At 71.5% G+C, this 24819-nt stretch carries 26 protein-coding genes; 8 read left to right on the top strand and 18 right to left on the bottom strand.

The window, feature by feature from the left end:
* Positions 1 to 41: 41 nt before the first annotated feature.
* From AB0J93_RS18990 to AB0J93_RS19000, 3 genes are all read right to left on the bottom strand, one after another.
* A complete protein-coding gene (locus tag AB0J93_RS18990; RefSeq protein WP_363923524.1) occupies positions 42 to 788 on the bottom strand; it encodes an ABC transporter ATP-binding protein in 747 nt (248 codons plus the stop codon).
* On the bottom strand, positions 788 to 1615 hold the full coding sequence (locus AB0J93_RS18995; RefSeq protein WP_363923526.1) for an ABC transporter permease: 828 nt from the start codon (positions 1613 to 1615) through the stop codon (positions 788 to 790). The genes AB0J93_RS18990 and AB0J93_RS18995 overlap by 1 nt, the downstream gene beginning before the upstream one ends.
* 118 nt (positions 1616 to 1733) lie before the next feature.
* Positions 1734 to 3167, bottom strand: coding sequence for an L-serine ammonia-lyase (locus AB0J93_RS19000; RefSeq protein ID WP_363923528.1), 1434 nt, complete (start codon positions 3165 to 3167; stop codon positions 1734 to 1736).
* A 500-nt stretch (positions 3168 to 3667) separates the two neighbouring features.
* On the opposite strand from AB0J93_RS19000, the gene AB0J93_RS19005 reads away from it, so the two are divergent.
* The gene (locus tag AB0J93_RS19005) at positions 3668 to 3874 is read left to right on the top strand and encodes a PspC domain-containing protein (protein WP_363923530.1); all 207 of its coding nucleotides are present in this window, start codon (positions 3668 to 3670) and stop codon (positions 3872 to 3874) included.
* A gap of 152 nt (positions 3875 to 4026) precedes the next feature.
* On the opposite strand, the gene AB0J93_RS19010 is transcribed toward AB0J93_RS19005, so the two are convergent.
* The 7 genes from AB0J93_RS19010 to pdxH form a co-directional block, all read right to left on the bottom strand.
* Positions 4027 to 4779, bottom strand: coding sequence for a DUF4230 domain-containing protein (locus AB0J93_RS19010; RefSeq protein ID WP_363923532.1), 753 nt, complete (start codon positions 4777 to 4779; stop codon positions 4027 to 4029).
* A 99-nt stretch (positions 4780 to 4878) separates the two neighbouring features.
* Entirely contained in the window at positions 4879 to 6039 is a 1161-nt protein-coding gene (locus tag AB0J93_RS19015; protein ID WP_363923534.1) for an acyl-CoA dehydrogenase family protein, read from the bottom strand.
* On the bottom strand, positions 6036 to 6341 hold the full coding sequence (locus tag AB0J93_RS19020; protein ID WP_363923536.1) for a type II toxin-antitoxin system VapB family antitoxin: 306 nt from the start codon (positions 6339 to 6341) through the stop codon (positions 6036 to 6038). The genes AB0J93_RS19015 and AB0J93_RS19020 overlap by 4 nt, the downstream gene beginning before the upstream one ends.
* Positions 6342 to 6530: 189 nt before the next feature.
* Positions 6531 to 7133: a nitroreductase family protein gene (locus AB0J93_RS19025; protein ID WP_363923538.1), complete on the bottom strand. Its 603-nt coding sequence runs from the start codon at positions 7131 to 7133 to the stop codon at positions 6531 to 6533.
* A gap of 41 nt (positions 7134 to 7174) precedes the next feature.
* Positions 7175 to 8104: an aldose 1-epimerase family protein gene (locus tag AB0J93_RS19030; RefSeq protein WP_363923540.1), complete on the bottom strand. Its 930-nt coding sequence runs from the start codon at positions 8102 to 8104 to the stop codon at positions 7175 to 7177.
* 11 nt (positions 8105 to 8115) lie between these two features.
* Positions 8116 to 9456 carry an MFS transporter gene (locus AB0J93_RS19035; RefSeq protein WP_363923542.1) on the bottom strand — a complete coding sequence of 447 codons (1341 nt, stop codon included), beginning with the start codon at positions 9454 to 9456 and terminating at the stop codon, positions 8116 to 8118.
* Positions 9453 to 10106 (bottom strand): pyridoxamine 5'-phosphate oxidase, encoded by a 654-nt coding sequence (gene pdxH, locus AB0J93_RS19040; protein ID WP_363923544.1) that lies wholly within the window; start codon positions 10104 to 10106, stop codon positions 9453 to 9455. The genes AB0J93_RS19035 and pdxH overlap by 4 nt, the downstream gene beginning before the upstream one ends.
* A 254-nt stretch (positions 10107 to 10360) precedes the next feature.
* Between pdxH and AB0J93_RS19045 the strand changes: the two genes are divergently transcribed.
* From AB0J93_RS19045 to sepH, 3 genes are all read left to right on the top strand, one after another.
* The gene (locus AB0J93_RS19045) at positions 10361 to 11467 is read left to right on the top strand and encodes a citrate synthase 2 (RefSeq protein WP_093404137.1); all 1107 of its coding nucleotides are present in this window, start codon (positions 10361 to 10363) and stop codon (positions 11465 to 11467) included.
* Between the two features lie 391 nt (positions 11468 to 11858).
* Positions 11859 to 12986, top strand: a complete 1128-nt coding sequence (serC, locus tag AB0J93_RS19050) for a phosphoserine transaminase (RefSeq protein WP_363923547.1) — start codon at positions 11859 to 11861, stop codon at positions 12984 to 12986.
* Positions 12987 to 13296: 310 nt separating this feature from the next.
* A complete protein-coding gene (gene sepH / locus AB0J93_RS19055; RefSeq protein ID WP_363923549.1) occupies positions 13297 to 14379 on the top strand; it encodes a septation protein SepH in 1083 nt (360 codons plus the stop codon).
* Between the two features lie 155 nt (positions 14380 to 14534).
* Here sepH and thpR read toward each other — a convergent pair whose 3' ends face one another.
* The 5 genes from thpR to AB0J93_RS19080 all read right to left on the bottom strand — a co-directional run bounded on the left by thpR (position 14535) and on the right by AB0J93_RS19080 (position 19272).
* Positions 14535 to 15137, bottom strand: coding sequence for an RNA 2',3'-cyclic phosphodiesterase (gene thpR, locus AB0J93_RS19060; RefSeq protein WP_363923551.1), 603 nt, complete (start codon positions 15135 to 15137; stop codon positions 14535 to 14537).
* A gap of 17 nt (positions 15138 to 15154) precedes the next feature.
* Positions 15155 to 15661 carry a hypothetical protein gene (locus tag AB0J93_RS19065; RefSeq protein WP_363923553.1) on the bottom strand — a complete coding sequence of 169 codons (507 nt, stop codon included), beginning with the start codon at positions 15659 to 15661 and terminating at the stop codon, positions 15155 to 15157.
* Between the two features lie 193 nt (positions 15662 to 15854).
* On the bottom strand, positions 15855 to 17132 hold the full coding sequence (locus AB0J93_RS19070; protein ID WP_363923555.1) for an MFS transporter: 1278 nt from the start codon (positions 17130 to 17132) through the stop codon (positions 15855 to 15857).
* Between the two features lie 81 nt (positions 17133 to 17213).
* Entirely contained in the window at positions 17214 to 17663 is a 450-nt protein-coding gene (locus AB0J93_RS19075) for a MarR family transcriptional regulator (RefSeq protein ID WP_216592721.1), read from the bottom strand.
* Positions 17664 to 17793: 130 nt separating this feature from the next.
* Positions 17794 to 19272: an NCS2 family permease gene (locus tag AB0J93_RS19080; protein ID WP_363923557.1), complete on the bottom strand. Its 1479-nt coding sequence runs from the start codon at positions 19270 to 19272 to the stop codon at positions 17794 to 17796.
* An 89-nt stretch (positions 19273 to 19361) separates the two neighbouring features.
* On the opposite strand from AB0J93_RS19080, the gene AB0J93_RS19085 reads away from it, so the two are divergent.
* The gene (locus AB0J93_RS19085; RefSeq protein ID WP_363923559.1) at positions 19362 to 19604 is read left to right on the top strand and encodes a DUF2530 domain-containing protein; all 243 of its coding nucleotides are present in this window, start codon (positions 19362 to 19364) and stop codon (positions 19602 to 19604) included.
* Positions 19605 to 19625: 21 nt separating this feature from the next.
* Here AB0J93_RS19085 and AB0J93_RS19090 read toward each other — a convergent pair whose 3' ends face one another.
* Entirely contained in the window at positions 19626 to 20462 is an 837-nt protein-coding gene (locus tag AB0J93_RS19090) for a DUF3027 domain-containing protein (RefSeq protein WP_363923561.1), read from the bottom strand.
* An 87-nt stretch (positions 20463 to 20549) separates the two neighbouring features.
* On the opposite strand from AB0J93_RS19090, the gene AB0J93_RS19095 reads away from it, so the two are divergent.
* From AB0J93_RS19095 to AB0J93_RS19105, 3 genes are all read left to right on the top strand, one after another.
* Positions 20550 to 22166 carry an MFS transporter gene (locus AB0J93_RS19095; protein WP_363923563.1) on the top strand — a complete coding sequence of 539 codons (1617 nt, stop codon included), beginning with the start codon at positions 20550 to 20552 and terminating at the stop codon, positions 22164 to 22166.
* On the top strand, positions 22163 to 22813 hold the full coding sequence (locus AB0J93_RS19100) for a futalosine hydrolase (protein ID WP_363923565.1): 651 nt from the start codon (positions 22163 to 22165) through the stop codon (positions 22811 to 22813). The genes AB0J93_RS19095 and AB0J93_RS19100 overlap by 4 nt, the downstream gene beginning before the upstream one ends.
* A gap of 150 nt (positions 22814 to 22963) precedes the next feature.
* Positions 22964 to 23812, top strand: a complete 849-nt coding sequence (locus tag AB0J93_RS19105; RefSeq protein ID WP_363923567.1) for a 1,4-dihydroxy-6-naphthoate synthase — start codon at positions 22964 to 22966, stop codon at positions 23810 to 23812.
* Here the strand turns inward: AB0J93_RS19105 and AB0J93_RS19110 are convergent.
* The gene (locus AB0J93_RS19110; protein ID WP_281565742.1) at positions 23773 to 24159 is read right to left on the bottom strand and encodes a cold-shock protein; all 387 of its coding nucleotides are present in this window, start codon (positions 24157 to 24159) and stop codon (positions 23773 to 23775) included. The genes AB0J93_RS19105 and AB0J93_RS19110 overlap by 40 nt on opposite strands.
* 28 nt (positions 24160 to 24187) lie before the next feature.
* Entirely contained in the window at positions 24188 to 24811 is a 624-nt protein-coding gene (locus AB0J93_RS19115; RefSeq protein WP_363923570.1) for an HAD hydrolase-like protein, read from the bottom strand.
* Positions 24812 to 24819 lie beyond the last annotated feature (8 nt).

A 24819-nucleotide genomic window follows, 5' to 3' on the forward strand; every position in this document is an offset into this window, starting at 1 on the left:
GCTCGCGGCCGGTGACCCGGCGGCGAGCACGATCGCGAGGGTCACTGGGGAACCGCTTCGTGGTACGCGGCCAGCGCCTCGGCGATCGTGCCGTCGACGCTCAGCCGACCCGCGTCGAGGTAGAGCCCCCGACGGCAGAACCGGGTCAGATCCTTTTCGTTGTGTGACACCAGCACCAGAGTGCGCCCCTCCCCGAGCAGCCGATCGATGGTCGTGTAGCACTTCTCCCGGAACTCGGCGTCGCCCACCGCCGTCACCTCGTCCATCAGCAGGATCGGGTGCGGCAGGTGCGAGATGATCGCGAACCCGAGCCGCACCTTCATGCCGGACGAGTAGTGCCGAACCGAGGTGTCGATGGCCCGTTCCACCTGCTCACCGGCGAACGAGACGATGTCGTCGAAGTGCCGTTTCAGATAGCCCGACGAGAGCCCGTGCAGGCCGCCCACCAGGTACAGGTTCTCCCGCCCGGTCAGGTCGTTGGAGAAGCCGGCGGAGAGCTCAAGCAGGGGCGCGACGTCGCCGGAGACCCGGATCCGCCCCTCGTCGGGGATCAGCACCCCGGCGATCAGCCGAAGCAGGGTGCTCTTGCCGGTGCCGTTTCGGCCGATCACCCCGACGGTCTCCCCCGACGCGATCGAGAAGGAGACGTCACGCAGCGGCCAGAACCGACCGTCGGAGGCACCCCGCGTACCCCGGTGGATGAAGATCTCCCGCAGCCGCAACTGCCGACGGCGGTTGCGGACGAACCGGATGCCGAGGCCCTCCGCCTCGATGATCGACTCACCCATCAGAGTTCCTTGAGCACGGCGGGTTCGAGCCGGCGGAACACCCACCAGCCGGCCACGAACAGCAGCACGCTGATGCCGACGGTGGTGGCGAGCAGCCGGGCACCCGGGAACTCGTCCGGGTACCACACCGCGTGGTGGAGTTGGAAGATGCCGACCAGTGGGTTGAGTTCGTACGTCACCCGGAGCCAGCCCGGCAGGCCGGAGTCGCGGACCAGGCTCAGCGGGTAGATGATCGGCGTGGCGTAGAAGAGCACCCGGATGACCAGGCGCATGAACCGCTCCACGTCGCGCATCAGCACGTTGAACGCCGACAGCAGCAGCGCCAGCCCGATCAGCAGGATCGCCTGCACCAGCACCGCGAGCGGCAGGGCGAGCAGTGACCAACCCGGTTCGATCCGGCCCTGCGCCGCGTACCAGACCGCGATGGCGGCGAGGATCGGCAGGCCGGCGGCGTACTCGGCGAAGCGACCGGCGACCCGGCCGATCGGGAAGACCTGCCGGGCCACGTTCATCGTGGTGATCAACCGGGCCTGGCCGGTGAGCGCGTGGGTGGCCTCGCTCAGCGCCGAACTGGTCCACATCCAGGCGAAAATCCCGGTGATCAGGAACAGCGGGTACGACCCGGCGGCCTCGCCGAGATGCCGGTTGGTGTCGCGGGAGTAGAGCACGCCGAAGACGAACCAGTAGATCGCGCCCATGCCCAGCGGCTCGATCAACGACCAGAGGTAACCCAGCACCGACTGTTGGTACTTCACCGCCAGGTCGCGTCTGACCAGGATGCGCAGCGAGCTGCGGTGCGACCACAACGCCCCGACGCCAGAGGTCACCGCCGTCTCCCGCCTGGTAAGAGCCTCGGCCAGGGCCCGCCTCGCCTGCACCGCCCTACTGCCGGTCGCGCTGAACGGACGACAGGTTAGCAGCCGGTGAACGCCGCCCCACGAGCGCTCAGCACTCGATCACGTTGACGGCCAGGCCACCGCGCGCCGTCTCCTTGTACTTGACCTTCATGTCGGCGCCGGTCTCCCGCATGGTCTTGATGACCTTGTCGAGCGAGACGGCGTGCACCCCGTCGCCACGCAGCGCGAGCCGGGCGGCGGTGATCGCCTTGATGCTAGCCACCGCGTTGCGTTCGATGCACGGGATCTGCACCAGGCCACCGACCGGGTCGCAGGTCAGACCCAGGTTGTGCTCCATGCCGATCTCGGCGGCGTTCTCCACCTGCGCCGGCGTGCCGCCCAGCGCCTCGGCCAGTCCTGCGGCGGCCATCGAGCAGGCCGAGCCGACCTCGCCCTGGCAACCCACCTCCGCGCCGGAGATCGACGCGTTCTCCTTGAACAGCACCCCGATGGCACCGGCCGCCAGCAGGAACCGCACCACCCCTTCGTCCGAGGCGCCCGGCACGAACCGCGTGTAGTAGTGCAGTACCGCCGGGATGATCCCGGCCGCCCCGTTGGTCGGCGCGGTCACCACCCGGCCGCCGGCCGCGTTCTCCTCGTTGACGGCCAACGCGAACAGCGTCACCCAGTCCATCACGTGCAGCGGATCCCCACCGGCACCCGCTCCTGGGCCGGCCAGCACTGCACCGGTGGGCGCGGCCCCGGCCGGGGCGTCGGCGTCGGCGTCGGCCTCCAGGCTGCGACGCAGTTCGGCGGCCCGACGCCGCACCTTCAGGCCACCGGGCAGGGTGCCGTCGCGGGTGCAGCCGCGCTCGACGCACTCCCGCATGACCCGCCAGATGTCGAGCAGCCCGGCTCGGACGTCCGCCTCGGCCCGCCAGGACACCTCGTTGGCGAGCATGACCTCGCTGATCGAGAGCCCGGTCGCGGCGGTCACGGCGAGCAGCTCTGCGCCGGTGAGGAACGGGTACCGGACCGGGGTGCTGTCCGGCTTGATCCGATCCGCTCCGGCCGCTGCCTCGTCCACCACGAACCCGCCACCCACCGAGTAGTAGGTACGCGTCCGCACCTCGGCCCCGCCCGCGTCGTACGCCGAGAAGATCATCCCGTTCGGGTGGTACGGCAACGACCGGCGGCGGTGCAGCGTGAGGTCCCGCTCCGGGTCAAAGTCGATCTCGTGCGTGCCGAGCAGGCACAGCCGGTGCTCCGCCCGGATCCGGCCCACCCGCGCCTCGACGCCGTCCGTGTCGACCGTCTCGGGAGCCTCGCCGGCCAGGCCGAGCAGCACCGCCCGGTCGCTGCCGTGCCCGTGCCCGGTTGCGCCGAGGGAACCGAACAGCTCGGCCCGCACCCGGGCGGTGTCGGTGAGCAGACCGTCGGCCTTGAGCCCGGCGACGAAGGTACGCGCCGCCCGCATCGGCCCCACCGTGTGCGAGCTGGATGGCCCGACACCCACACTGAACAGGTCGAACACGCTGATCATGACTGCACTTCCTCGCCACCGCCGGGGTCGCCGGACAGCTGCCGTTTCATGGCCGGCTCCGCCGGAGTCGGCCGGTCATGGCCGTTCCCGGGTGTGGCCCGGCCCTGGTGACGCCCAGGTGAGAGCGCCCGACCGGCGAGCCTACTCCCCCGGCCACCCCCCGACCTGGCGTTCGGGTTACCACCCGGTTGACACCTGTACGCCACCGGTGGCCCCCACCGGATCACACTCGATCCCGGATCGAGGGCCCCAGCGGCTCGGACACCACTCGATCCGGGATCAAGCATGATCATGACTGCTCGCCGGGGAGTCGGGACAAGGGTGGGTGTGGAGGCGGGACGAGGTGCGGGCGGGTGGTAGGCGTCGTCGGGTGGCTGGGCGGGTATGCACCTACGGGTCGGCGCGGTGGCGTTCATCCCTGGGACCGAGGGCGGGACGGCCACCCGTGCCTAGCGTTGATTCCAGGAGCGGCGGACCGCCGCAGAGGGGAAGTGACACCCATGAGTCGCAAACTCGTCCGGCCCCGGCAGGGGCGCATGTTCGCCGGGGTCTGCGCCGGGCTGGCGCAGCGGTTCGGCACCTCGGCCGGGTTCATCCGGCTGCTGTTCCTGCTGTCACTGCTGCTGCCAGGCACCCAGGTGATCGTCTACCTGGCGCTCTGGATCATCATGCCCAACGAGGACCGCTACCTCGTCGCCGGCCGCTGACCCGCTGCCCTGCCCGATTCCCCACGACGCCACCCACCCGCGATGCTGCAACTTCAGGGTTGTTGCTGTCTCCCCTGCGATGGAGGCAGCAACCCTGAAGTTGCTGATCCTGCATGGCCAGGCGGCGGTGCGGAGCGGCTGAGGGTTGCGGGTCAGGGGGCGATGTAGGTGACGCGGACCTGCTCGAAGCCGAGCGAGCGGAGCAACCCTTCCAGCATCTTGCGGGTGTTCTCCTCGGCGCGGGCATTCAGGCCGCTGTCCCGGGCCGCTGCGGTGATCCGGTCCTCAGCCAGCCGGTAGACCTCCTGCTGCCGGTTCGGGTCACCGCCGATCAGGTCACCGACGCGGTTGAGCAGGCCGCGCTCCTCCGCGAAGACGTAGCTCTTCTCCAGGTCGAGGTTGGTCTCGGCCAGTTGCGGCGCCGGCAGCTTGATCTCAACCGACTTCCCGTCGGCCGACTGCACGATCGCCCCCTCGGTGAGGGTGCCGAAGTCGACGTACGCCTCGACACTGCCCGACCCGACGAACAAGGTCCGCTGGTTGAGCAGCCAGTCCGGCACGTTGCGCCGGTCGTTCTGCAGGTCGACCACGACCTGGAAGTTGCCCTCGGCAGCCACGTAGCGGCTGAGGTCCTGCATCGACTCGAGCAGCGCGGGCTGCGAGCGGTCGGTCTGCTCCTTGGTGAACGGGTTGCGGAACTCGGGCAGGATCCCGGTGGTCTGCACGCCGAGCAGCACCACCACCGCGAGCGCCGCGGCGCCGAGCACCCAGAGCAGGGCACGGACCGCACCGCCACCTGACTGCGGGGCCTGCGGTGGTGTGTCCGGGGCGTCCGTGAGCACATCGCCCGACCGGTGGTCGGCAAAACTGCTGGTGGGCTCGTTGATGTCGCCGTCGCGTGCCATCGCCCTCACCGTCCTCGTCAGACGCCGTCTTTAGTTGATGACGGTAAGCCCAACGTACGACAGCCGCTCGCTGAGCCCGTCAGATGGAGCGGGCCAGGTTCAGGTGAACGCCGAGACGCCGGTGAGTCGCTGGCCGATGACCAACTGGTGGATCTCCGAGGTGCCCTCGTAGGTCAGCACGCTCTCCAGGTTGTTGGCGTGCCGCATCACCGGATAGTCCCCGGAGACCCCGTTGGCGCCGAGGATGGTCCGGCACTGCCGGGCAATGGCCAACGCCTCCCGCACGTTGTTCAGCTTGCCGACGCTGACCTGCTCCGGGCGCAGCTTTCCGGCGTCGGCCAGCCGGCCCAGCTGAAGGGCCAGCAGACAGCCCTTGTTCCACTCGACCGCCATGTCGGCGAGCTTGGCCTGGGTGAGTTGGAAGCCGGCCAGCGGCCGACCGAACTGGGTGCGGGTCGTCGCGTACGTCAGCGCGGTCTCCAGGCAGTCGCGGGCCGCGCCGAGGGCGCCCCAGACGATGCCGTGCCGGGCCTCGGTCAGGCAGCTCAGCGGCGCCTTCAGCCCGGTCGCGTCGGGCAGTTGCGCGTCCGCCGGCAGCCGGACGTCGTCGAGGGATATCTCCCCGGTCAGCGACGCACGCAGCGACATCTTCCGGGTGATCTCCCGCGCCGTCACCCCCGGCGTGTCCATCGGTACGGCGAAGCCCCGCACACCGGAGTCGGTGCGCGCCCAGATCACCGCCACGTCGGCGATCGGCGCATTGGTGATCCACATCTTGCTGCCGTTGAGCACCCAGTCGTCGCCGTCGCGGCGCGCCCGGGTGGCCATCGACGCCGGGTCGGAGCCGTGGTCCGGCTCGGTCAGCCCGAACGAGCCGATCGCCTCGCCGGCCGCCATCGCCGGCAGCCAGCGCTGCTTCTGCTCCTCGCTGCCGTAGCGCCAGATCGCGTACATCGCCAGCGAACCCTGCACCGAGACCAGCGACCGGACACCGGAGTCACCGGCCTCCAGTTCCAGGCAGGCCAGCCCGTACGCGACGGCCGTCGAGCCGGCGCAGCCGTACCCGGTCAGGTGCATGCCGAGCAGGCCGAGCCGGCCGAACTCGCGGGCCAGTTCGCGGGCCGGCACGTGACCGGCCTCGTACCAGCCGGCGACGTGCGGGCGGACCAGATCGTCGACCACCTGGCGCACGACGGCGCGGATCTGTCGCTCCTCCTCGGTCAGCGACGCATCCAGGTCGAGCAGGTCAACCGCTGTCACTCAACCGCCTCGGCGAGCAGCAACACCCGGGCGTGGATCTGGTTGCGCTGTTGCAGCGCGGCACGCAGCGCCCGGTGCAGACCGTCTTCCAGGTAGAGACCACCGTTCCACTGCACGACGTGCGGGAACAGGTCACCGTAGAAGGTGGAGTCCTCGGCGAGGAGCTTGTCCAGCGCCAGCTCGCGCTTGGTGGTGATGAGTTGATCCAGGCGCAGCGGGCGCGGCGGGATCTCCGCCCACTGCTTCAGGGTCAGGTTGTGTTCCGGATAGGGACGCCCGTCCCGGACCGCTCTGAAGATCACGACGGCACGCTCCCCTCCCCCTGGCCGGCCGGTACCACGACGCCGGGCCGGGTCGCGGCACGGCGCCGCGACCTGCGGCGCCGATGACCGTGCCAGCGTAGCCGGACTCCGCACCCCACGTTCTGCTCCCTGATGCCAGTTTCGCCACCGGTCGTCCGGTTCTCAACCGGACGAAACCACCGGTTCGGGTCAGCTCCACCGCCCGCGCCGGACGACCTCGTCCACCGGACGGCGCCCGCGACGCAGCGATGGTGACCGGTGGTCGGCGGCTCGATAACCGACAGTGAGGGCACCGATCGGGTGGTACGCCTCCGGCACACCGAACGCCTCCCGATAGGACGCCAACCGCTGTGGCGGGATGCCGAAGAAACAGGAACCCAGCCCCTCGTCCACGGCGGTGAGCATCATCAGCAGCGCGGCGAAGCCGGTGTCGACATACCAGTAGGGCACCGGCCAACGATCCGTCGACCGGTCCGCCCAGCCCTTGTCCGGCTCCGCGTACCGCTCCAGGTAGACCGAGCGGTTGGCGTGCGGCACCACGATCAGCGGTGCCCGCCGCATCCCGGTCAGCCAACGCTGCATCCCGCCGCCCTCCGGGGTGCTGGCCGCCCAGAAACGCTCCCGGTCCGCCGGCGACTCGAGCACCAGGAAGCCCCAGCCCTGCGAGAATCCGGCCGACGGGGCCCGCACCGCGTGCTCCAGCAGCCGTTCCAGCACCTCCGGCGGGACCGGCCGGTCCGGGTCGTAGTTGCGCACCATCCGACGCCGCCGGACCACCTCCGCGAACTCCACGCCGTACTCCTCACTTGCCCGCCCGGTCCGCGACCGGACGCTCAGACGCCGGGCCGGATGCCCCAACTCCCGCGCCAGGTGTCGCCCGGCGCCAGGGTGATGAGATCCCGGCCGGAGCGGAACGCGTCCGGCGGGCAGGTCATCGGCTCCACCGCCACCGACCGGCGGAACCGCTCGCCGGTCAGCGTGTCACCGGTGAAGACCTGCCACCAGCCGAACTGGTCGTCGGCCCAGATCCGTAGCCCGGCCGAGGGATCCGGCCCGGTCAGCGTCACCGAGGAGCCACCGTCGGCGTCCCGGTTCACCTGCCCGAAGGCGAGGTCCAGGACGGCGTCTCCGATGCGACGCGGCTCGGTGTAGTCGTATTCGGTGCCGGTCACCACGGCCGCACCGACCGGCAGCAGTCGACCGTCCAGCATCAGCCGGGTCCGGCCGGGTACCCGCAGTGCGATGTCCTCCACGGACACCCCCGGCAGCCGCAGGTACGGGTGCACCGAGAAGCCGAAGGGCACCGCCTCGGTGCCGACGTTCGTGACGTCGTGCTCGGCGCGCAGCCCGTCGGCTCCCACGCTCCACCTGGTACGCAGCCGCAGCGGCCACGGATATCCGGGCTGCGGCAGCAGGTCGAAGCCGACCGTGACCTCGTCCGGCCGCTGCTCGATCAGGTGCCACGACGCCCAGTTCACCAGGCCGTGGATGGCGTTGTGCCGCTCCGGCTCGGTCAGGTTCAGCTGCCTCGACTGGCCGCCGAAGGTGTAGACGCCGTCGCGGATCCGGTTCGGCCAGGGTGCGAGCACCTGCCCCGCCGAGCCCGGGCACACCTCGTCGGTGGCGTACCCGTCGACGTGCTCGACCCCGTCCTGGCGGTAGGCGCGGAGCCCGCCGCCCACCTCGACGATGACCGCCTCATGGCCGGCGGCTGAGATGCTCCACTGCGCTCCCGACAGGGGAAGCGGATCGCGGCTGTCCATGTCGCCAGACCCTAGCCGCCGACGCCGTTGTTCGCTCGCCGCGGTCGACGGCCCTCGTCGTGCTCATGTCCGCCCGCTCCGGTCGGCGGCCGGTAGCGGGTCAACGCCGGGAAGGCCACGGCGAGCAGCACCGCGAGCACCGCCGCCGCGACACCGCCACCGACCCAGGCCACCCCACTGCCGAGCCCGGCCGCCATCGCACCGGCCCGCAGGTCGCCCAGGCGCGGACCGCCGGCCACCACGACGGTGTTGACGCCCTGGAGCCGGCCGCGCATCCGGTCCGGCGCGTAGATCAACAACATGGACTGCCGTACCACCGAGCTGACCAGGTCGGCGGCGCCGGCCAGCACCAGCAGTACGACCACCAGCCAGAGCTGGCCGGCCAGTCCGGCCAACGCCACCGCGACGCCCCAGGCAACCACGGCGAGCACCAGTACCAGACCCTGCCGGCGGACCCGGCCGATCCAACCCGAGACCAGGCCGGCGAGCAGCGAGCCGATCGCGATGGAGCTGTAGAGCCAGCCCACCGCCGCGCCGCCACCGAACCGTTCCGTCGCCACCTCGGGGAAGAGGGCCCGGGGGAAGGCGAACACCATCGCGATCAGGTCGATGGCGAAGGAGAGCAGCAGCACCGGGCTGCCGGCCAGGTACCGCACCCCGTCGACGATGCTGCGCAGCCCCGCCTGCCGGGTCCCGCCGTCCGGATCGGGTTCCGGCGGCATCGCCGGTAGCCGCAGTGCCGCCCAGACCAGGGCGGCGAGCAACGTCGCGTCCACGGCGTACGCGACCGGCAGCGCCACCCCGAGATCCCAGATCGCCAGGATCAGGCCGGCGGCCAGCGGCCCGAGGACCGCGGTGGCCATGGCGGTGGTGAAGTTCAACGTGGTGGCCGCGGGCACCAGCTCGGTCGGGACCAGCCGGGCCACGAGCGCCCCCCGGGCCGGCCCGGCGATCGCGAACGCCACCGAACTCAGCGCCACCAGGGTCAGCAGCAGGACCGGGCTGCCGACCCCCAGCAGCGCCTGGACCAGCAGTCCCAGCACGGCGACCCAGAGCAGGGCCGAGCCACCCAGCAGCACCCGCCGCCGGTCGATGGCATCGGCGACCGCCCCACCCCAGAGCCCGAAGACCAGCAGCGGTACGAAGGCGGCGACGCCGAGCAGACCGACCCAGAGGGAGTCCTCGGTCAGCGCGTACATCTCCACCGGCACCGCGACGGCGGTGAACTGGAAACCGAACATCGCGATGGCGTTGCCGACCCAGAGCCGCCGGTACGCCGGCACCCGCAGCGGACGCAGATCGATCGCCCAGCGGCGCTGCTCGCGCGGCCGGTCGGTGCTGCCGACGGTCACGGTGCCAGCCGCTCCACGACCCAACCCGTGCCGGTACGTCGGAATCGCAGCCGGTCGTGCAGCCGGCTGGCCCGGCCCTGCCAGAACTCGACCGACTCGGGGTACACCCGCAGCCCACCCCAGTGCGGCGGGGCGGGGATCGGATCCACCTCGGCGAAGCGCTCCGCCGCGGCCCGGTAGGCGTCGTCGAGGGCGGACCGGTCCGGCAGCACCGACGACTGGGCGCTGGCCCAGGCACCGAGCTGCGAGCCACGCGGCCGGCTGGCGAAGTACGCCTCCGTCTCCGCCCGGTCGAGTCGTGCCACCCGGCCGGCGACGATCACCTGCCGCTGCATCGGGAACCAGGGAAAGAGCAGGCTGGCGTACGGGTTGGCGGCCACCTCGGCACCCTTGCGGGAGCCGTAGTTGGTGAACAGTACGAAACCCTCCGGGTCGTACCCCTTGAGCAGCACCGTCCGCGCGCTCGGCCGCCCGACGGCGTCGGCGGTGCCGAGCACCATGGCGTTCGGCTCGGGCAGTTCGGCGGCGACCGCGTCGGCGAACCACCTGTCGAACTGGGCGTGCCAGTCGGCGGCCAGCTCGCTCTCCATCAGGCCGGAATCGGCGGCGTACTCGTGCCGCATCCCGGCCGGCACCGGTGTGTCCCCCATCACGTTCCCGCTCCTCCCCCGTCGGGCCGGTACGCGCCCGCCGACCAGCCCGTCCGGCCCAGTCTTATCCGTGCCGGAAGGGGCCCGGCAAGCGGGATGTCGCCAGCAGCACATCGACAGCGTCTCGCGCACCCGGTCCCCAGCAGGCAAGATGTCACGAACACATCCCTGAGGGTCGCCTAAGGCGCTCACCCGGCCGGGGCCGGGACACCGAGCCCGGGCGGGCGCACCGACCACACACCAGGAGCAGTGAGATGGCCGATTTCAAACCCGGACTTGAGGGCGTCGTAGCCTTCGAAACCGAGATCGCCGAGCCCGACCGCGAGGGCGGTGCGCTGCGCTATCGCGGGGTCGACATCGAGGACCTGATCGGCCAGGTCTCCTTCGGCAACGTCTGGGCGCTGCTGGTCGACGGCCGTTTCGGCCCGGGCCTGCCGCCGGCCGAGCCGTTCCCGGTGCCGGTGCACTCCGGCGACATCCGGGTCGACGTGCAGTCCGCCGTCGCCATGCTCGCTCCGTACTGGGGTTTGCAGCAGTTGCTGGACATCTCCGACGAGCAGGCCCGCGAGGACCTTGCCCGGGTGTCGGTCACCGCACTCTCCTTCGTCGCCCAGTCCGCTCGCGGCCTCGGGCTGCCGGCGGTACCGCAGAAGGAGATCGACAAGGCGGAGACGGTCGTCGAGCGCTTCATGAAGCGGTGGCGCGGCGAGCCCGACCCCCGGCACGTCAAGGCCGTCGACGCGTACTTCATCTCGGCCGCCGAGCACGGCCTGAACGCCTCCACCTTCACCGCCCGGATCGTCGCCTCCACCGGGGCGGACGCCGCCGCCTGCATCTCCTCGGGCATCGGCGCGCTCTCCGGCCCGCTGCACGGCGGCGCGCCGTCGCGGGTGCTGACCATGCTGGAGGCGGTCGAGCGCAGCGGTGACGCGGAGGGCTACGTCAAGGGCGTGCTCGACCGGGGTGAGCGGCTGATGGGCTTCGGCCACCGGGTCTACCGGGCCGAGGATCCGCGTGCCCGGGTGCTCCGCCGCACCGCCCGGGAGTTGGGTGCCCCGCGCTTCGAGGTCGCCGAGGCCCTGGAGAAGGCCGCCCTCGCCGAGTTGCAGGCCCGCCGGCCGGACCGGGTGCTCGCCACCAACGTCGAGTTCTGGTCCGCCGTGGTGCTCGACTTCGCCGAGGTACCGGCACACATGTTCACCTCCATGTTCACCTGTGCCCGGATGGGCGGCTGGAGCGCGCACATCCTGGAGCAGAAGAAGCTCCAGCGGCTGGTCCGCCCCTCGGCCCGCTACGTGGGCCCGGGCACCCGCAAGCCGCACGAGGTCGACGGCTGGGACGCCGTCCCGCACGACGTCTGAGAGGTAAGGAGGGGCACCGTCGCGTCGCCTCGGGTGGCGGACGGGCCCCTTGTCGACGGAGCGCGGAGATCTCGGCCGACCAGCCGGGGTCTCCGCGACGCCGCGCGCCCCGACCAGCGTCAGCACGAACAGCGGCGCGCCCGGCGTACCCGGGGCGCTCGGGGTTCGTTCGGTGGTTCCGGTCGGCGGCGGGCGATGTGGTGCAGGACTCAGGCCCGGTCGTGGGACCAGCGGCCGGTCGGGGTGGCGCTGGTGCGAGGATAAGGATCGGCAGTGTCGCCGGACCGGGGCCCGGATCCCCTGACGAGCCGTGCGAGGTACGCATGGCGTCCTCGATCCGCACCGGCGTGGACCGGGCCCGCCTCGCCCATTCGGAAGGATCTTCAAGACCGTGGCTGACGCACCGACCATCCGGATTCCCGACGAGATCAAGCCCGCCGACGGCCGCTTCGGCTGCGGGCCGTCCAAGGTCCGTCCGGCGGCGGTCTCCGCGCTCGCCGAGGTGGCCACGAGCTACCTGGGCACCTCGCACCGGCAGAAGACCGTCCGCGACCAGGTGGCCCGGCTGCGCTCCGGCATCGCTCAGTTCTTCTCCCTCCCCGAGGGCTACGAGGTGATCATCGGCAACGGTGGCACCACCGCCTTCTGGGAGGTCGCCGCGTTCGGCCTGATCCGCGACCGGGCCCAGTTCGCCAGCTTCGGTGAGTTCGGTGCCAAGTTCGCCAAGGCCGTCAAGGACGCGCCCTTCCTCGGCGAGCCGACGGTCCGCAAGTCCGACGCGGGCAGCGCCCCGGCCCTCGCCGCCGAGGCCGGCGTGGACGTCTACGCCACCCCGCACAACGAGACCTCGACCGGCGTGGCGGTGCCGATCGGCCGGGTGGCCGGTGCCGACCCCGGCTCCCTGCTGCTTGTCGACGCCACCTCGGGCGCCGGCGGGCTCGAGGTCAACGTGGGCGACACCGACGTGTACTACTTCGCCCCCCAGAAGTGCTTCGGCTCCGACGGCGGGCTCTGGCTGGCCCTGATGTCGCCGGCTGCGCTGGAGCGGGCCGCCGAGGTCAAGGCCTCGGGGCGGTACATCCCGGCGTTCCTCGACCTGGTCACCGCGATCGACAACTCGCGGCTGGAGCAGACGTACAACACCCCGGCGCTGGCGACCATCTTCCTTGCCGCGGAGCAGACCGACTGGATGAACTCCCAGGGCGGTCTGGCCTGGGCGGCCAAGCGCACCGCCGAGAGCGCCTCGATCGTCTACGGCTGGGCGGAGCGCTCCTCCTTCGCCACGCCGTTCGTCACCGACCCGGCGCTGCGCTCCAACGTGGTCGCCACCATCGACTTCGCCGACGGGGTGGACGCCGGGGCGATCGCCAAGGCGCTGCGCGCCAACGGCATCGTCGACACCGAGCCGTACCGCAAGCTGGGCCGTAACCAGCTGCGGGTCGCGCTCTTCCCGGCCGTCGAGCCGGCCGATGTCGAGGCGCTGACCGCGTCGATCGACTACGTCGTCGAGCGGCTGTAGGACCGACGACAGGGCTTGACCGCAGGCCCGGCACCCCGCCTGGGGCGCCGGGCCCGGGCACAGTACGACGCCGCGGCCGACCCCGGCGAGCGGGTGAACCGGGTGGGTTGAACCGCACCACTTCGGACCGGTACGCGCCACTGTCAACCTTCGGCCGCTGACCCGCGACACAGCGGCGGAGCAGGCGGATCCGCCGCTTACCCGGGCGTGGCGTCTCCCACCGGGGGACGGATGGGCGTACCGTGGAGCGCAACGCCCCGGGTGGCCGGCTCGTGGCGTACGGCCAGCGAAGCGGGACGGAGGCAACGCGATGCGCCCAGTACGCTTCGTCGCCCTCTCCGAGGACGGCCAGGCCCTGGTGCTCGCCGACGAGGTCGGGCGGCTGCTCGCCCTGCCGTTGGACGAGCGTATCGCCGGAGCGCTGCACGCCGAGCCGGGTACGCCCACGCTCGCGGTGGCACCGGCCGCCGCCGACCCGGTGCCCTCGCTGTCTCCTCGGGACATCCAGGCCCGGATCCGCTCCGGCGAGTCCGCGGAGGACGTCGCCCGGATCGCCGGTGTCCCGGTCGACCGGGTGCTCCGTTACGCCGGGCCGGTGCTTCAGGAGCGCGCGATGCTCGCCCAGCACGCCCGGCGCACCCGGCTCAAGGGTGCCGAGAAGCCGACGCCGCTGGCCGAGGTGGTCAACGGTCGGCTCGCGCAGCACGGGATCGACACCGAAAAAATCTCCTGGGACGCGTGGCGTCGCGATGACGGCACCTGGCGGATCGTCGCGACCTGGCCGTCCGGCAAGGCCACCGCCCAGGCGGTCTGGGATCTGGACAAGGCCCGGCAGTCGGTCGCCCCGCACGACGACATGGCGCAGTATCTCTGCGCCGAGCGTCCGACGCCGATCCTGGGCCAGGAACCGGCACCGGAGCGGGGCGGCCACGCCCTGCCCGGCCCGTCGCGTGGCGAGCCGAGCCGCGGTGGGCACGGGCTGCCCTCGCCCGCCGAGTCGGGGCGCTCGGGTCGTGACCCGATCCGAGCTGGCCGCGACGCCCTGCTCGCCTCCCTCGACCGGCCACTCGGCTCGACCTCGGGCCGTGGTCTGGAACCGCGCTCACCGGCCGCGCTTGCCGGCGGTCCGGACGCACAGCGCCAGCGGGCGGTCGGCGGGGGCGCTGCGGCGCTGCTCGGCGGCGGTCAGGGCTCGGCCTTCGACGACGACGCGGACGCGCCCAAGGAGGTCCCGGCCGTGCCCTCGTTGGCGGTGCTGCGACCCCGCCGGACGAACGCACCGGCCGCTGGCGCCTCGGAGTCCAACGAGGCCGGCGGCAAGCCGCGCAAGCGCCTCCCCAGCTGGGACGACGTCCTCTTCGGCACCGGCCCGGCGGCCCGCGAGTCATCCTGACCCACGGCCCCCACCCCCCCACCCCCCGCCCCACCCCGCCCCCGCCCCTCGCTGCGTCGATCTTGCACTTTCTGTCGGGACATCAGTCCGATAACGGACGTTTCAGCGACCAAAAGTGCAAGATCGGCGAGAAGTCGGCGGGGGTGGTGACGGGGTTAGAGGGGGCAGGTGGCGAGTTGGTGGTAGTTCGACGGGGGGCCGGGGAGGCTCTGCACAAGCACCAGTTCGCGGGCCGGCCAGGGCGGGCCGAGGTAGTCGTCGAGGGTGGCCAGGTCCGCCTCGATGTCGGCGTGCGGCACCCGGTCACCCGGACGGGCGATGGTCAGGTGCGGTCGGAACGGCTTCTCGTCGCCGGGGAACCCGGCCGCGGTCAGTCCGGCGCGTACGGCGCCGGCCAGCGTCCCCAGGCGGGCGACATCGCCGCGCACGTCGACCCAGAGCACTGTGCTTCGGCCCCAGCCGAATCGACCACCGCCGCCCAGCCGCAGCACCGGCGGGCCGTCGCACCCGGCGGGCGCCTCCGCCGCAGCACCGCTGCGAGCAGCCTCCACGGCGCATGCGAGGACCTGCCGCAACTCGGCCAGCCGGGCGGGGTCGACCTCGCCGAGGAAGGCCAGGGTGAGATGGGCCCTGGTGGGCTCGATCAGCCGGACGTTCGTGCCGGCGGTCGAGGCCGCCGCCAGGCGCAACTCGGCCAACCGGGTGGTCAGGTGCGCGATGGCCTCGACCGGTGGGTAGATCGCGATGAAGAGTCGCACCTGTCACAGGGTGGCAGTTAGTGGTTCCGCTCGGGTTGCTCGGGCCGGGCGGCCGGCAGCCGTAGGCCGGCGGCGTCCAACTCGGCCTCGACGCGTACCCGTTCGATCTGCCGGTCCAGGCCGGTCAGCTCGGCGAGATGCTCGGTGATGCCCAGCGCGCGGCAGGCCAGCCGAAGCCGCTCGTCGTACGCGTCGAGCACGTCGCTGTGCCACACGACCGGTCTGGTGCCGCCGGCCCGGTCCCGGCGCAGACACCGCAGGTCGGCGGCGATCTGCTCCAGCGACCGCCGGTCCGCCCGGTCGAGCGAGTCGAGGTCGATCCGGTCGGCGACCGCGACCGCGTCGGCGGCCTCGTTCAACCGGGCGATCAGGCACCGTTCGCGGCGCCGCTGTCGCCACTCGCCGTACCGACAGATCAGCCGGTCGATGACCTCGTCGGTGCAGATGGCCAGCGCGATCAGCACCGGCACGAAGACCACGGCCGTCAGCGCCACAGCCAGGAGCAGTAAGCGTAGGACCTCCACCCATCGAAGCTATGCCGATGCGTAGCGTCACGTAACCGATTTTCCGCATTCGGCGGACCAGGTGGGCCGGCACGGCGGACCAGGTGGGCCGGTGCGATGGACCAGGTGGGCCGGTGCGATGGACCAGGTGGGCCGGCGTGATGGACCAGGTGGGCCGGCGCGACGGTGGGCCGACCTGCTGCTTGAACTCCGCTTACATCTCGGTGACGTAGAAGCGGGGCAGCGGGAGGACACGGAACCGCAGCCGGGCCCCGGCCCGGCGTAGCTGCCAGGCCAACGCCAGCAGCGCGGTGGTCAGCGAGAGCAGGCCACCGGCCCAGATGCTGGCACCGGCGCCGAAGGTCTCCGCGACCCAGCCGATGATCGGCGCGCCGACCGGGTTGGTGCCGAGGAACACCAGCACCCACAGCGCCATCACCCGCCCGCGGAACGCGGCGTCGGTACCGAGTTGCACCCGCTGGTTCGCCGCCTGGGCGAAGTAGACCATGAAGAAGCCGGTCGGCGGCAGCAGGGCGACCACCATCCAGTACGCCGGGGCCAGCCCGACGAGCGTGCCGAAGGTGGCGCAGCCGACCGCGGCACCCAGCACCAGCCACACCGAGGGGCGGCTGCGCCGCCCGGTCCCGGCGAGTGCGCCGATCAGCGCGCCGACCGCGAGCGTGGTGCTGAACAGGCCGAACGAGGCCGCCCCGGTGTTGAAAACGGTCTTCGCCAGGGCTGCCAGCGTCAACTGGAAGTTGAACAGCGACATCCCGATCACCGACATCACCACCATCGGGAGCAGGAGATCGGGGCGGCGACCGACGTAGCGCAGCCCGTCGAGGACGGTGGCGGCGGCCCGCTCGTCCCGCGGTGGCAGCGGATCCCGGTGCAGCTCGGCCGGGCGCATCCGGATCACCGTCACCAGCGGCGCGATCGAGCTGAGCGCGGTGAAGAGGAAGACCGGCCCGACGTCGAAGACGGCGATGGCCAGGCCGGCCACGGCCGGGCCGACGATCCGGGCCGAGTTGAACACGGCCGCGTTGAGCGAGAGCGCATTGGGCAGCAGCGCCGTGCCGACCAGCTCGGAGACGAACGCCTGGCGCACCGGGGTCTCCACCGCGTTGGCCACACCGAGCAGAGCGGCGAAGACGAAGACGTGCCAGAGCTGGACCAGATCGGTGAGCACCAGCACGCTCATGGCCAGCGACAGCACGGTCCAGAACACGTTGGCGACGAAGAGGAGCATCCGCTTGTCGTACCGGTCGGCGAGCCGGCCGGAGAGCAGCGTGAGCAGCAGTACCGGGGTGAACTGGAGCGCGACGACCACGCCGAGCGCGGTGGCCGAGTCGCCGGAAAGCTCGAGGACCAGCCAGTCCTGGGCGATGAACATCATCCAGACACCGATCAGCTTGACCAGTTGCCCGAATGCGAAGAGCCGGTAGTTGCGGACCTGTAGGGACTGGAACATCGTGCTCAGCCGTGCCTGCACTCTTGGTGCGCCTCCTCGCGGTCGTACGCGTCGTCAACGACGGACGGCACGGCGCGGGGCGCACACCAGGTGTGCGCGGCGTCAGGCGCGGGAGATTCGTTGCAGGATCTCCGCGGCCCGGTGCAGGGTCTCCCGGTCGGTGTCACTCAGCTCGGCCAGCCGGCGGGCCAGCCACTCGTCCCGGACCCGCTCGAACTGGTCGAGCACGGCCCGGCCCCCCTCGGTCGTCGCAAGGATGACCTGCCGGCCGTCGGTCGGGTGGGGGGTGCGCTGCACAAGGCCACGCTCCTCCAGCTTCGCGACGATCTTGGTCATCGTCGGTGGCTGCACCCGTTCGACGTCGGCGAGCTCCCGCGGCGTGAGCGCGCCCGCCAGCCGAAGGCTGGTGAGCGCGGACAGTTGGGTGACCGTGAGGTCACCAACCGGCCGGGCCTGGCGGACCCGCCGGTTCAACCGGGTGATCGCATCACGCAGCTGGAGGGCCAGCTGCGCCGGTGGCATGCTCTGAGCCGTCACCGTCCGCTCCGTCACGATAGTTAGCCTAACTAATTAGCTGACCGAGCCGCAGCGGATATGACCATGCTCACCTCGACGTTCTTCCTGCTCCGGGCCGAGTGTGCGGATCACGTCAGGTGGATCACACACCCGGCCCGGGCCGCTGTCAGAAGAGCAGCGCCTCGATCGGACCGCGCAGGAAGTACACCACGAACAGCGCCGCAACCGCGTACAGCAGCGGGTGGATTTCCCGGGACTTGCCCTTGGCCAGCTTGATCACCACGTACACGATCAGCCCGGCCCCGATCCCGTTCGAGATCGAATAGGTGAACGGCATCAACACGATGGTGAGGAAGGCCGGGATGGCGATCTCGTAGTCGGACCAGTCGATCGTCCGTACCGCCGTCATCATCAGGAAGCCGACCACCACCAGCGCGACGGACGCCGCCTCGAACGGGACGACCACCACCAGCGGCGCCAGGAACATGGCCAGCAGGAAGAGCACGCCGGTGACCAGGTTGGCCACGCCGGTCCGGGCACCCTCCGCGACACCGGCGGCACTCTCGATGTACGACGTGTTGCTGGAGACGCTGGCCGCACCACCACTGGCCGCCGCGATCGAGTCGACCAGCAGGATCTCCCTGGTGCGCGGCGGGGTGCCCTGCTCGTCGAGCATGCCGCCCTCCTGACCGACGGCCACCATCGTGCCCATCGTGTCGAAGAAGTCGGTGATGAGCAGGGTGAAGATGAACATCAGCACGACCAGCCAACCGGCCCGCCCCCACGAGTCCAGCACGTTGAACTGGCCGAGCAGGGACAGGTCCGGAACGTCGAACGGGTTGCTCGGCAGCGTCGGAACGTTTAGCGCCCAGCCCTTCGGGTTCGGCACACCGTCGACGAAGGACGGGCCGATGTTGCCCACCGCCTCCACCACCATGGCCAGCACCGTGGAGGCGAGGATGCCGACCAGGATGGCACCCTTGACCCGGCGTACCACCAGCACCAGGGTCACCAGCAGGCCGACCACGAAGACCAGCATCGGCCAGCTGACGAGTTTGCCGCCGATACCGAGACCGACCGGGACGGTGGTGTTCGCCTCGTCCGGAATCCGCCGGACGAAGCCGGCGTCCACCAGGCCGATGATGGTGAGGAACAGGCCGATGCCGACGCCGATCGCCGTCTTCATCTGGGTCGGCACCGAGCGGAACACGGCGGTACGCAGCCCGGTCAGCACCAGCACCGCGATGATCAGACCCTCGATCACCACCAGGCCCATCGCGTCGGCCCAGGTCATCTCGGGCGCGATCTCGTACGCCACCAGGGCGTTGACGCCGAGCCCGGCGGCCACTGCCAGCGGGAATCGACCGACCACGCCCATCAGGATGGTCATCAGACCAGCGACCAGCGCAGTGGCCGCCGCGATCGCGGGGATCGGCAGGGTCTGGTTGTCACCGTCGACGGCGCTGCCGAGGATGAGCGGGTTGAGCACCACGATGTACGCCATCGTGAAGAAGGTGGCCAGGCCGCCGCGTACCTCGCGAGTGAGCGTCGAACCACGGGCCGAGATCTCGAAGTACCGGTCGAAGCCGTTACGCGGCGGGCCGGAATCGGGTGGGGTGCCGTTGTCGGGCGGCGCTACTGCCATCGGGAACCTCACAGCGGATCATCGGGTTGTCGCGCGCATCGTCGCAGATGGCCGGCCTGTCGGAAAGCGGGGTCACGTACGCTGACCGGGTGCCCACCCCGCCACCCCGCCCCGAGCCGCTCGACCCGCCGATGGTGCCGTTCGCCCTCGCCGGGATGGCAGCCTGGGCCGTCGCCGGACTGGTGCTGCTGATCTTCCGCGACCGGCTGGCCGCCAGTGGCCACGAGAACTGGCTCTGGATCTGCCTGGCCGGATTCCTGTGGGGCTTTCCCGGTCTGGCGGTGATGATGCGACACGACGCCAACCGTCGCCGCCGTCGCGCCGCCGGTTGAGCCGGCAGCGGCCGGCCACGGTCAGGAGTGCCCGTACGGCTCCGCCGGCTCGCCGCTCTCGACGGACCCGGCGGCACGACTGACCGCCATCGGCTCCACCGCGCTGTCGTCGTAGACGGTGGGCATCTCGTCGACCGCCGTGTCGGCGTCGACCAACGTCTCCGAGTGGGCACCGCAGCCGTGGTCGGCGCTGACCACCCGGCCGTCGTCCGGCGCGTAGAAGTTGCCGCAGACACCGAAACACTGCCGCAGCTTGCCCGCGAGTGGCAGGTAGAAGCCACAGGTGCCGCAGCGGGCGGCGGCGGGTGCGGAGGCGGAGATCGGCGCCGAGGGGCCGTGATCGCCGTCGTACCAGCGCTGAGCCGTCTCGATCCGCCCTTCCCGCGACATCACCCGGGACCGGCCCAGCCCCAACTCCCAGACGGTCTCCTCGACCGCCGGGTCGTCGGAGAGGAGGTAGCCGGGTTGGAGTCGCTCGTCGTCCGACGGAGTCGGCAGCAGGTCGCCGGGGCCCAGGTCGCCGGGCTTCAGTCGCTCCTGCCACGGCAGCCAGCCGGGAGCGAGCAGCGCGTCCGGGCCGGGCAGCAGGACCGTCTCACAGATCGTCACCGTACGACTGCGCGGAACCCGGGTCACGGTGACCGCCCACCGCCAACCGCGGTAGCCGGCCAGCCGGCACTCGAAATAGTGAGTGACGAGCCGGTCACCCTCGGCGACAACCTGGAGGTGGTCGCCGACGTCGTCGGGGCCCACCTCGGTGATGCCGGCGCGCGCCACCTCGACGGCGGCGGCGCAGACCTGGTCAAGACGAGCGGCGCGGGCGGAGGCGGGCCTGGTCACCCGACCATTGTTCCCCATCGGGTGGGTCGACTGTGAGGCACTCCCCAGAGGTGTTCTCCGCCGGTGGCGCAGCATCGCCCCGGCCGATGGGTCAGGATGGGTGCCATGCCGCTGTTCTCCCGCGCTGAGCGGTCCCTCCTCGGGCGGACCGTCGGCACCGGCATCCGCGCCACCCGACTGATGCTGCGCGGCTCACTGACCAGTGGTCGCTGGGTGACCCGCAGCGCCGCCCGGGCCCGGTCCCGGGGTGCCGGCGGGGAGACCGGCATGGTCCGCCTGTTCGACCTGCACGCGATCTCCTGCGCCGGTGACACGCTGATCGCCATCGGGCTGGCCGGGACGATCTTCTTCAACGTGCCGCTCGGCGAGGCACGGAGCAAGGTCGCGCTCTACCTGCTGGTGACCATGGTGCCCTTCGCCATGCTCGCTCCCGTGGTCGGGCCACTGCTCGACCATTTCCGGCACGGCCGCCGGTACGCCCTGGCCACAACCATGCTGGGCCGGGCGTTCCTGGCCTGGCTGATCTCCGACTACATCCACGGCTTCGGGCTCTACCCGGCGGCCTTCGGCGTGCTGGCGCTCTCCCGGGCGTACGGGGTGGCGCGTTCCGCAGCCGTTCCCCGGTTGCTGCCGGAAGGGCTCGGTCTGTCGCAGGTCGGTGCGCGGGCAAGCGTCTACGGCACGGTCGCGGGAGCACTTGTCGCCCCGATCGGGCTGGCCGCGTTCTGGTTCGGGCCGCAGTGGCCGTTGCGGGTGGCTTCGGTGATCTTCCTGGTCGGCATGGTGATCTCCCTCCGGCTACCGCCGAAGGCCGACTCCGAGCCGCCGGAACGGGTACCGCGACCACTGCGGGCACTGCGCCGGGGCACGGACGAGCGACCACTGGGCCGGGGCAGACCCGCCGGACGGCTGGTGATCTCGACCCTAGTGGGCGCGGCCACGCTGCGCGCGGTCTACGGCTTCCTGCTGCTCTTCCTGGCCTTCACCATCAAGGCCGGCGACCTGACCACCGTGGTGTTCGGGCGTGACCTGGGGGACGAGGGATCACTCGGCCTGGTCGGCGGCGCGCTGGCCGTCGGCACCTTCCTCGCCACCGCGATCGGTACCCGACTGCGCATCCATCGCCCGGCCGCCCTCCAGTCCAGCGGCATGGTGATCGTCGCCGGGGTGGCGGTACTCACCGTGGTGAACTTCTCGCTGCCGATGGTCGCCCTGCTCTGCGTGGTCACGGCCATGATGAGCGGCATCGCCAAACTGGCTGTGGACGCCTCGATCCAGGAACGCATCCCGGAACGGTTGCGGGCCAGTTCCTTCGCCCATTCCGAGACGGTGCTGATGCTCGCCTTCGTCGCCGGTGGCGGGCTGGGCCTCGTACCCTTCGACGGCCGGATCGGCATCGCCGTCGCCGCTGGTGTCGGTGGCATCGCCGCCGCCCGTGGCCTGGTGATGGCCCGGCGACTCCGGGCCGAGAAGCTGCACGGACGGCCACTTACCGACGACGAGTTGACCGCCGAGAAGCAGGCCGAGGCGGAACACACAACCGAGGCGGAAGGCACCGGGAACACCCCCACGTCCCCGGCCCCCTTCCAGGGCGGACGTGATCCAGAGGAGCCCGGAATGGCACCACCGGGCTTCCACATCTATCGCCCGTCCTCGACGGTCACCGGTTCCGGTGGCGGCGACGACGAGACGCGGCGCAGCTCACCGGGTTCGCTCACGTGAGCGGTCTGCTCGTGGTGACCGCGGTTCCCGCCGAGGCGGAGGCGATCCAGGCCGGCCTCGCCGACCCGACCGTGGCGGTGCTGCCGGTAGGGGTGGGCCCGGCGGTCGCCGGTGCGGCGACCGCCCGGCTGCTGGCGCTAGCCGAGACGGCTGGCCGCCCGTACCGGGCGGTCGTCAGCGCGGGGGTGGCTGGCGGCTTCGCCGGCCGGATCGCGGTCGGTGGCACCGTGCTCGGCACCCGGGCCGTCGCCGCCGACCTGGGCGCGGAGTCGCCCGACGGCTTCATTCCAATCGACGAACTTGGCATGCCGGCCGAACTGCTGGGCGGTGGTCCGGCCCTCGACGCCGATCCGGCGCTGCTGGCCGCCCTGCACACAGCGCTGCCGGCCGCGACCGTGGGACCGGTGCTGACCGTCAACACCGTGACCGGCACCACCGCCGGCACCGAGGAACTGGTCCGGCGTCATCCGGAGGCGGTGGCCGAGGCCATGGAGGGGTACGGCGTGGCGGTCGCCGCCAGCCAGGCCGGCGTGCCGTTCGTCGAGCTGCGTACCATCTCGAACCCGATCGGTCCCCGCGACCGCGACGCGTGGCGCATGCGCGACGCCCTCACCGCCCTCACCGCCGCCGCCCCCGCCCTACGCTGACCCGCCAACCTCATCCCAAGATCCGCGCAACTTCGGGATGTCGCTGATTCCGGCGAGTTCAGGCAGCAACATCCGGGAAGTTGCCCGGATCTTGGGTGGGGGCACTGCCGCGCTGGCAGCGGGTCGGGTCGGCGGGGCTACGGTGGGGACGTGGCGCTCTCCCTGGCGATCTCGCCCTGCCCCAACGACACGTTCGTCTTCCACGCCCTGGTGCACGGGCAGGTACCCGGTGCGCCACCGGTGACAGTGACGTACGCGGACGTCGACGTCACCAACACGGCCGCCGAGCGCGGCGCGTTCGACCTGGTGAAGGTGAGTTACGCGGCGCTGCCGTGGCTGCTGGAGGACTACCACCTGCTGCCCTGCGGGGGTGCGTTGGGTCGGGGCTGTGGCCCGTTGGTGCTCACCCGCACCGACCGCGGCGGCGGGCCGGAGCGCGACGATCTCACCGGTGCCACCGTGGCGGTGCCCGGTGACCGGACCACGGCGTACCTGCTGTTCCGGCTCTGGGCGGCCGGACGGACGCCGCAGCGCATCGAGGTGGTGCCGTTCCACGAGATCATGCCGGGCGTGGCCGCCGGTCGGTACGACGCCGGACTGGTGATCCACGAGGCCCGGTTCACCTATCCCCGACACGGCCTCACCGCCCTGGTCGACCTGGGCGAGTGGTGGGAGTCGGACACCGGGCTGCCGATCCCGCTCGGTGCCATCCTCGCCCGGCGAGGCGTGGTCGACCCACAACAGGCCGCCGGCTGGATCCGGGACTCCGTCCAGCGGGCCTGGGCCGATCCGGCGGCCAGCCGGGCGTACGTGCTGGCGCACGCCCAGGAGATGGAGCCCGACGTGGTGGACCGGCACATCGGCCTCTACGTCAACGAGTTCACCGCGGACCTGGGTGAAGCCGGTTTCGCTGCCGTCGAGGCGCTGCTCGGCCGGGCCGCCGACGCCGGGCTCGTGCCTCAGACCTCCAGTTCGCGGGCGACCGCGTGGACCAGCTGAGCGATCTTCTGCGCGGTCCTGCGGTCCGGGAAGCGGCCCCGGCGCAGGTCGGGCTGAACCTTCGCCTCCAGCACCTTGATCATGTCTTCGACCAGGCCGTGCAGCTCCTCGGCGGGACGTCGGCGCAGTTCCGCCACGGACGGCGGAGCGTCAAGCAACTTCACCCCCATCGCCTGCGCACCCCGCCGGCTGTCCACCACGCTGAAGTCGACCCGCTGGCCGCCCTTGAGATCGGTGACCCCCGCCGGTAGCGCGGCCTTCGGCAGGAACACGTCGCCACCCTCGTCACTGGTGACGAACCCGTATCCCTTGGTCGCGTCGTACCACTTCACTCGACCCGTAGGCACCTGAGAACCTCTGCTTCGCTTGAACCGTCTACTGCCTCAAGGCTAGCCGGATCATCCCGTCGAGCGCCGCCGGGAATCCGGTGAGATCCGCCAGCACCGCCGCCGCCCCGGCGACGCGCAGCTCCTCCGCCGAACACGGGCCCGTGGCCACCGCGATCCCGGGCACCCCGGCCGCACCGGCGGCCACCATGTCCGCCACGTGGTCGCCGACGTAGTGGGTCGCCCCGTGCGCCCGCAGCGCGGTCGCCTTCTCCTCGGCGAACAGGTCACCGGCCAGCTCGTCCACGGCCAGCCCCAGATGGTCCAGGTGCAGCCGGGCCAGCCGGCCGATCTTGGAAGTGACCACCAACACCCGGCCACCCCGGTCGCGGACCGCGGCGAGGGCCGCCACGGCGCCGGGCAGCGGCACGGTCGGCGTGATCGCGTACGCCGGATAAAGCTCGCGGTAGATGGTCACCGCCTCCTCGACCTGCTCGGGCGGGAACCAGCGGGCGATCTCGGTGCGAAGTGGCGGGCCGAGCCGGGACACGGCGGCGTCGGCATCGACGGGTACACCCGTCCGCGCCGTCAGCGCGCGGTAGGTCGCGGCGATGCCGGGACGCGAGTCGACGAGGGTCATGTCGAGGTCGAATCCGACGGTCAACGAAGGCATCCTGGAAA

It is taken from the genome of Micromonospora sp. NPDC049374 (assembly GCF_040677165.1).
Taxonomy (GTDB): Bacteria; Actinomycetota; Actinomycetes; order Mycobacteriales; family Micromonosporaceae; genus Micromonospora.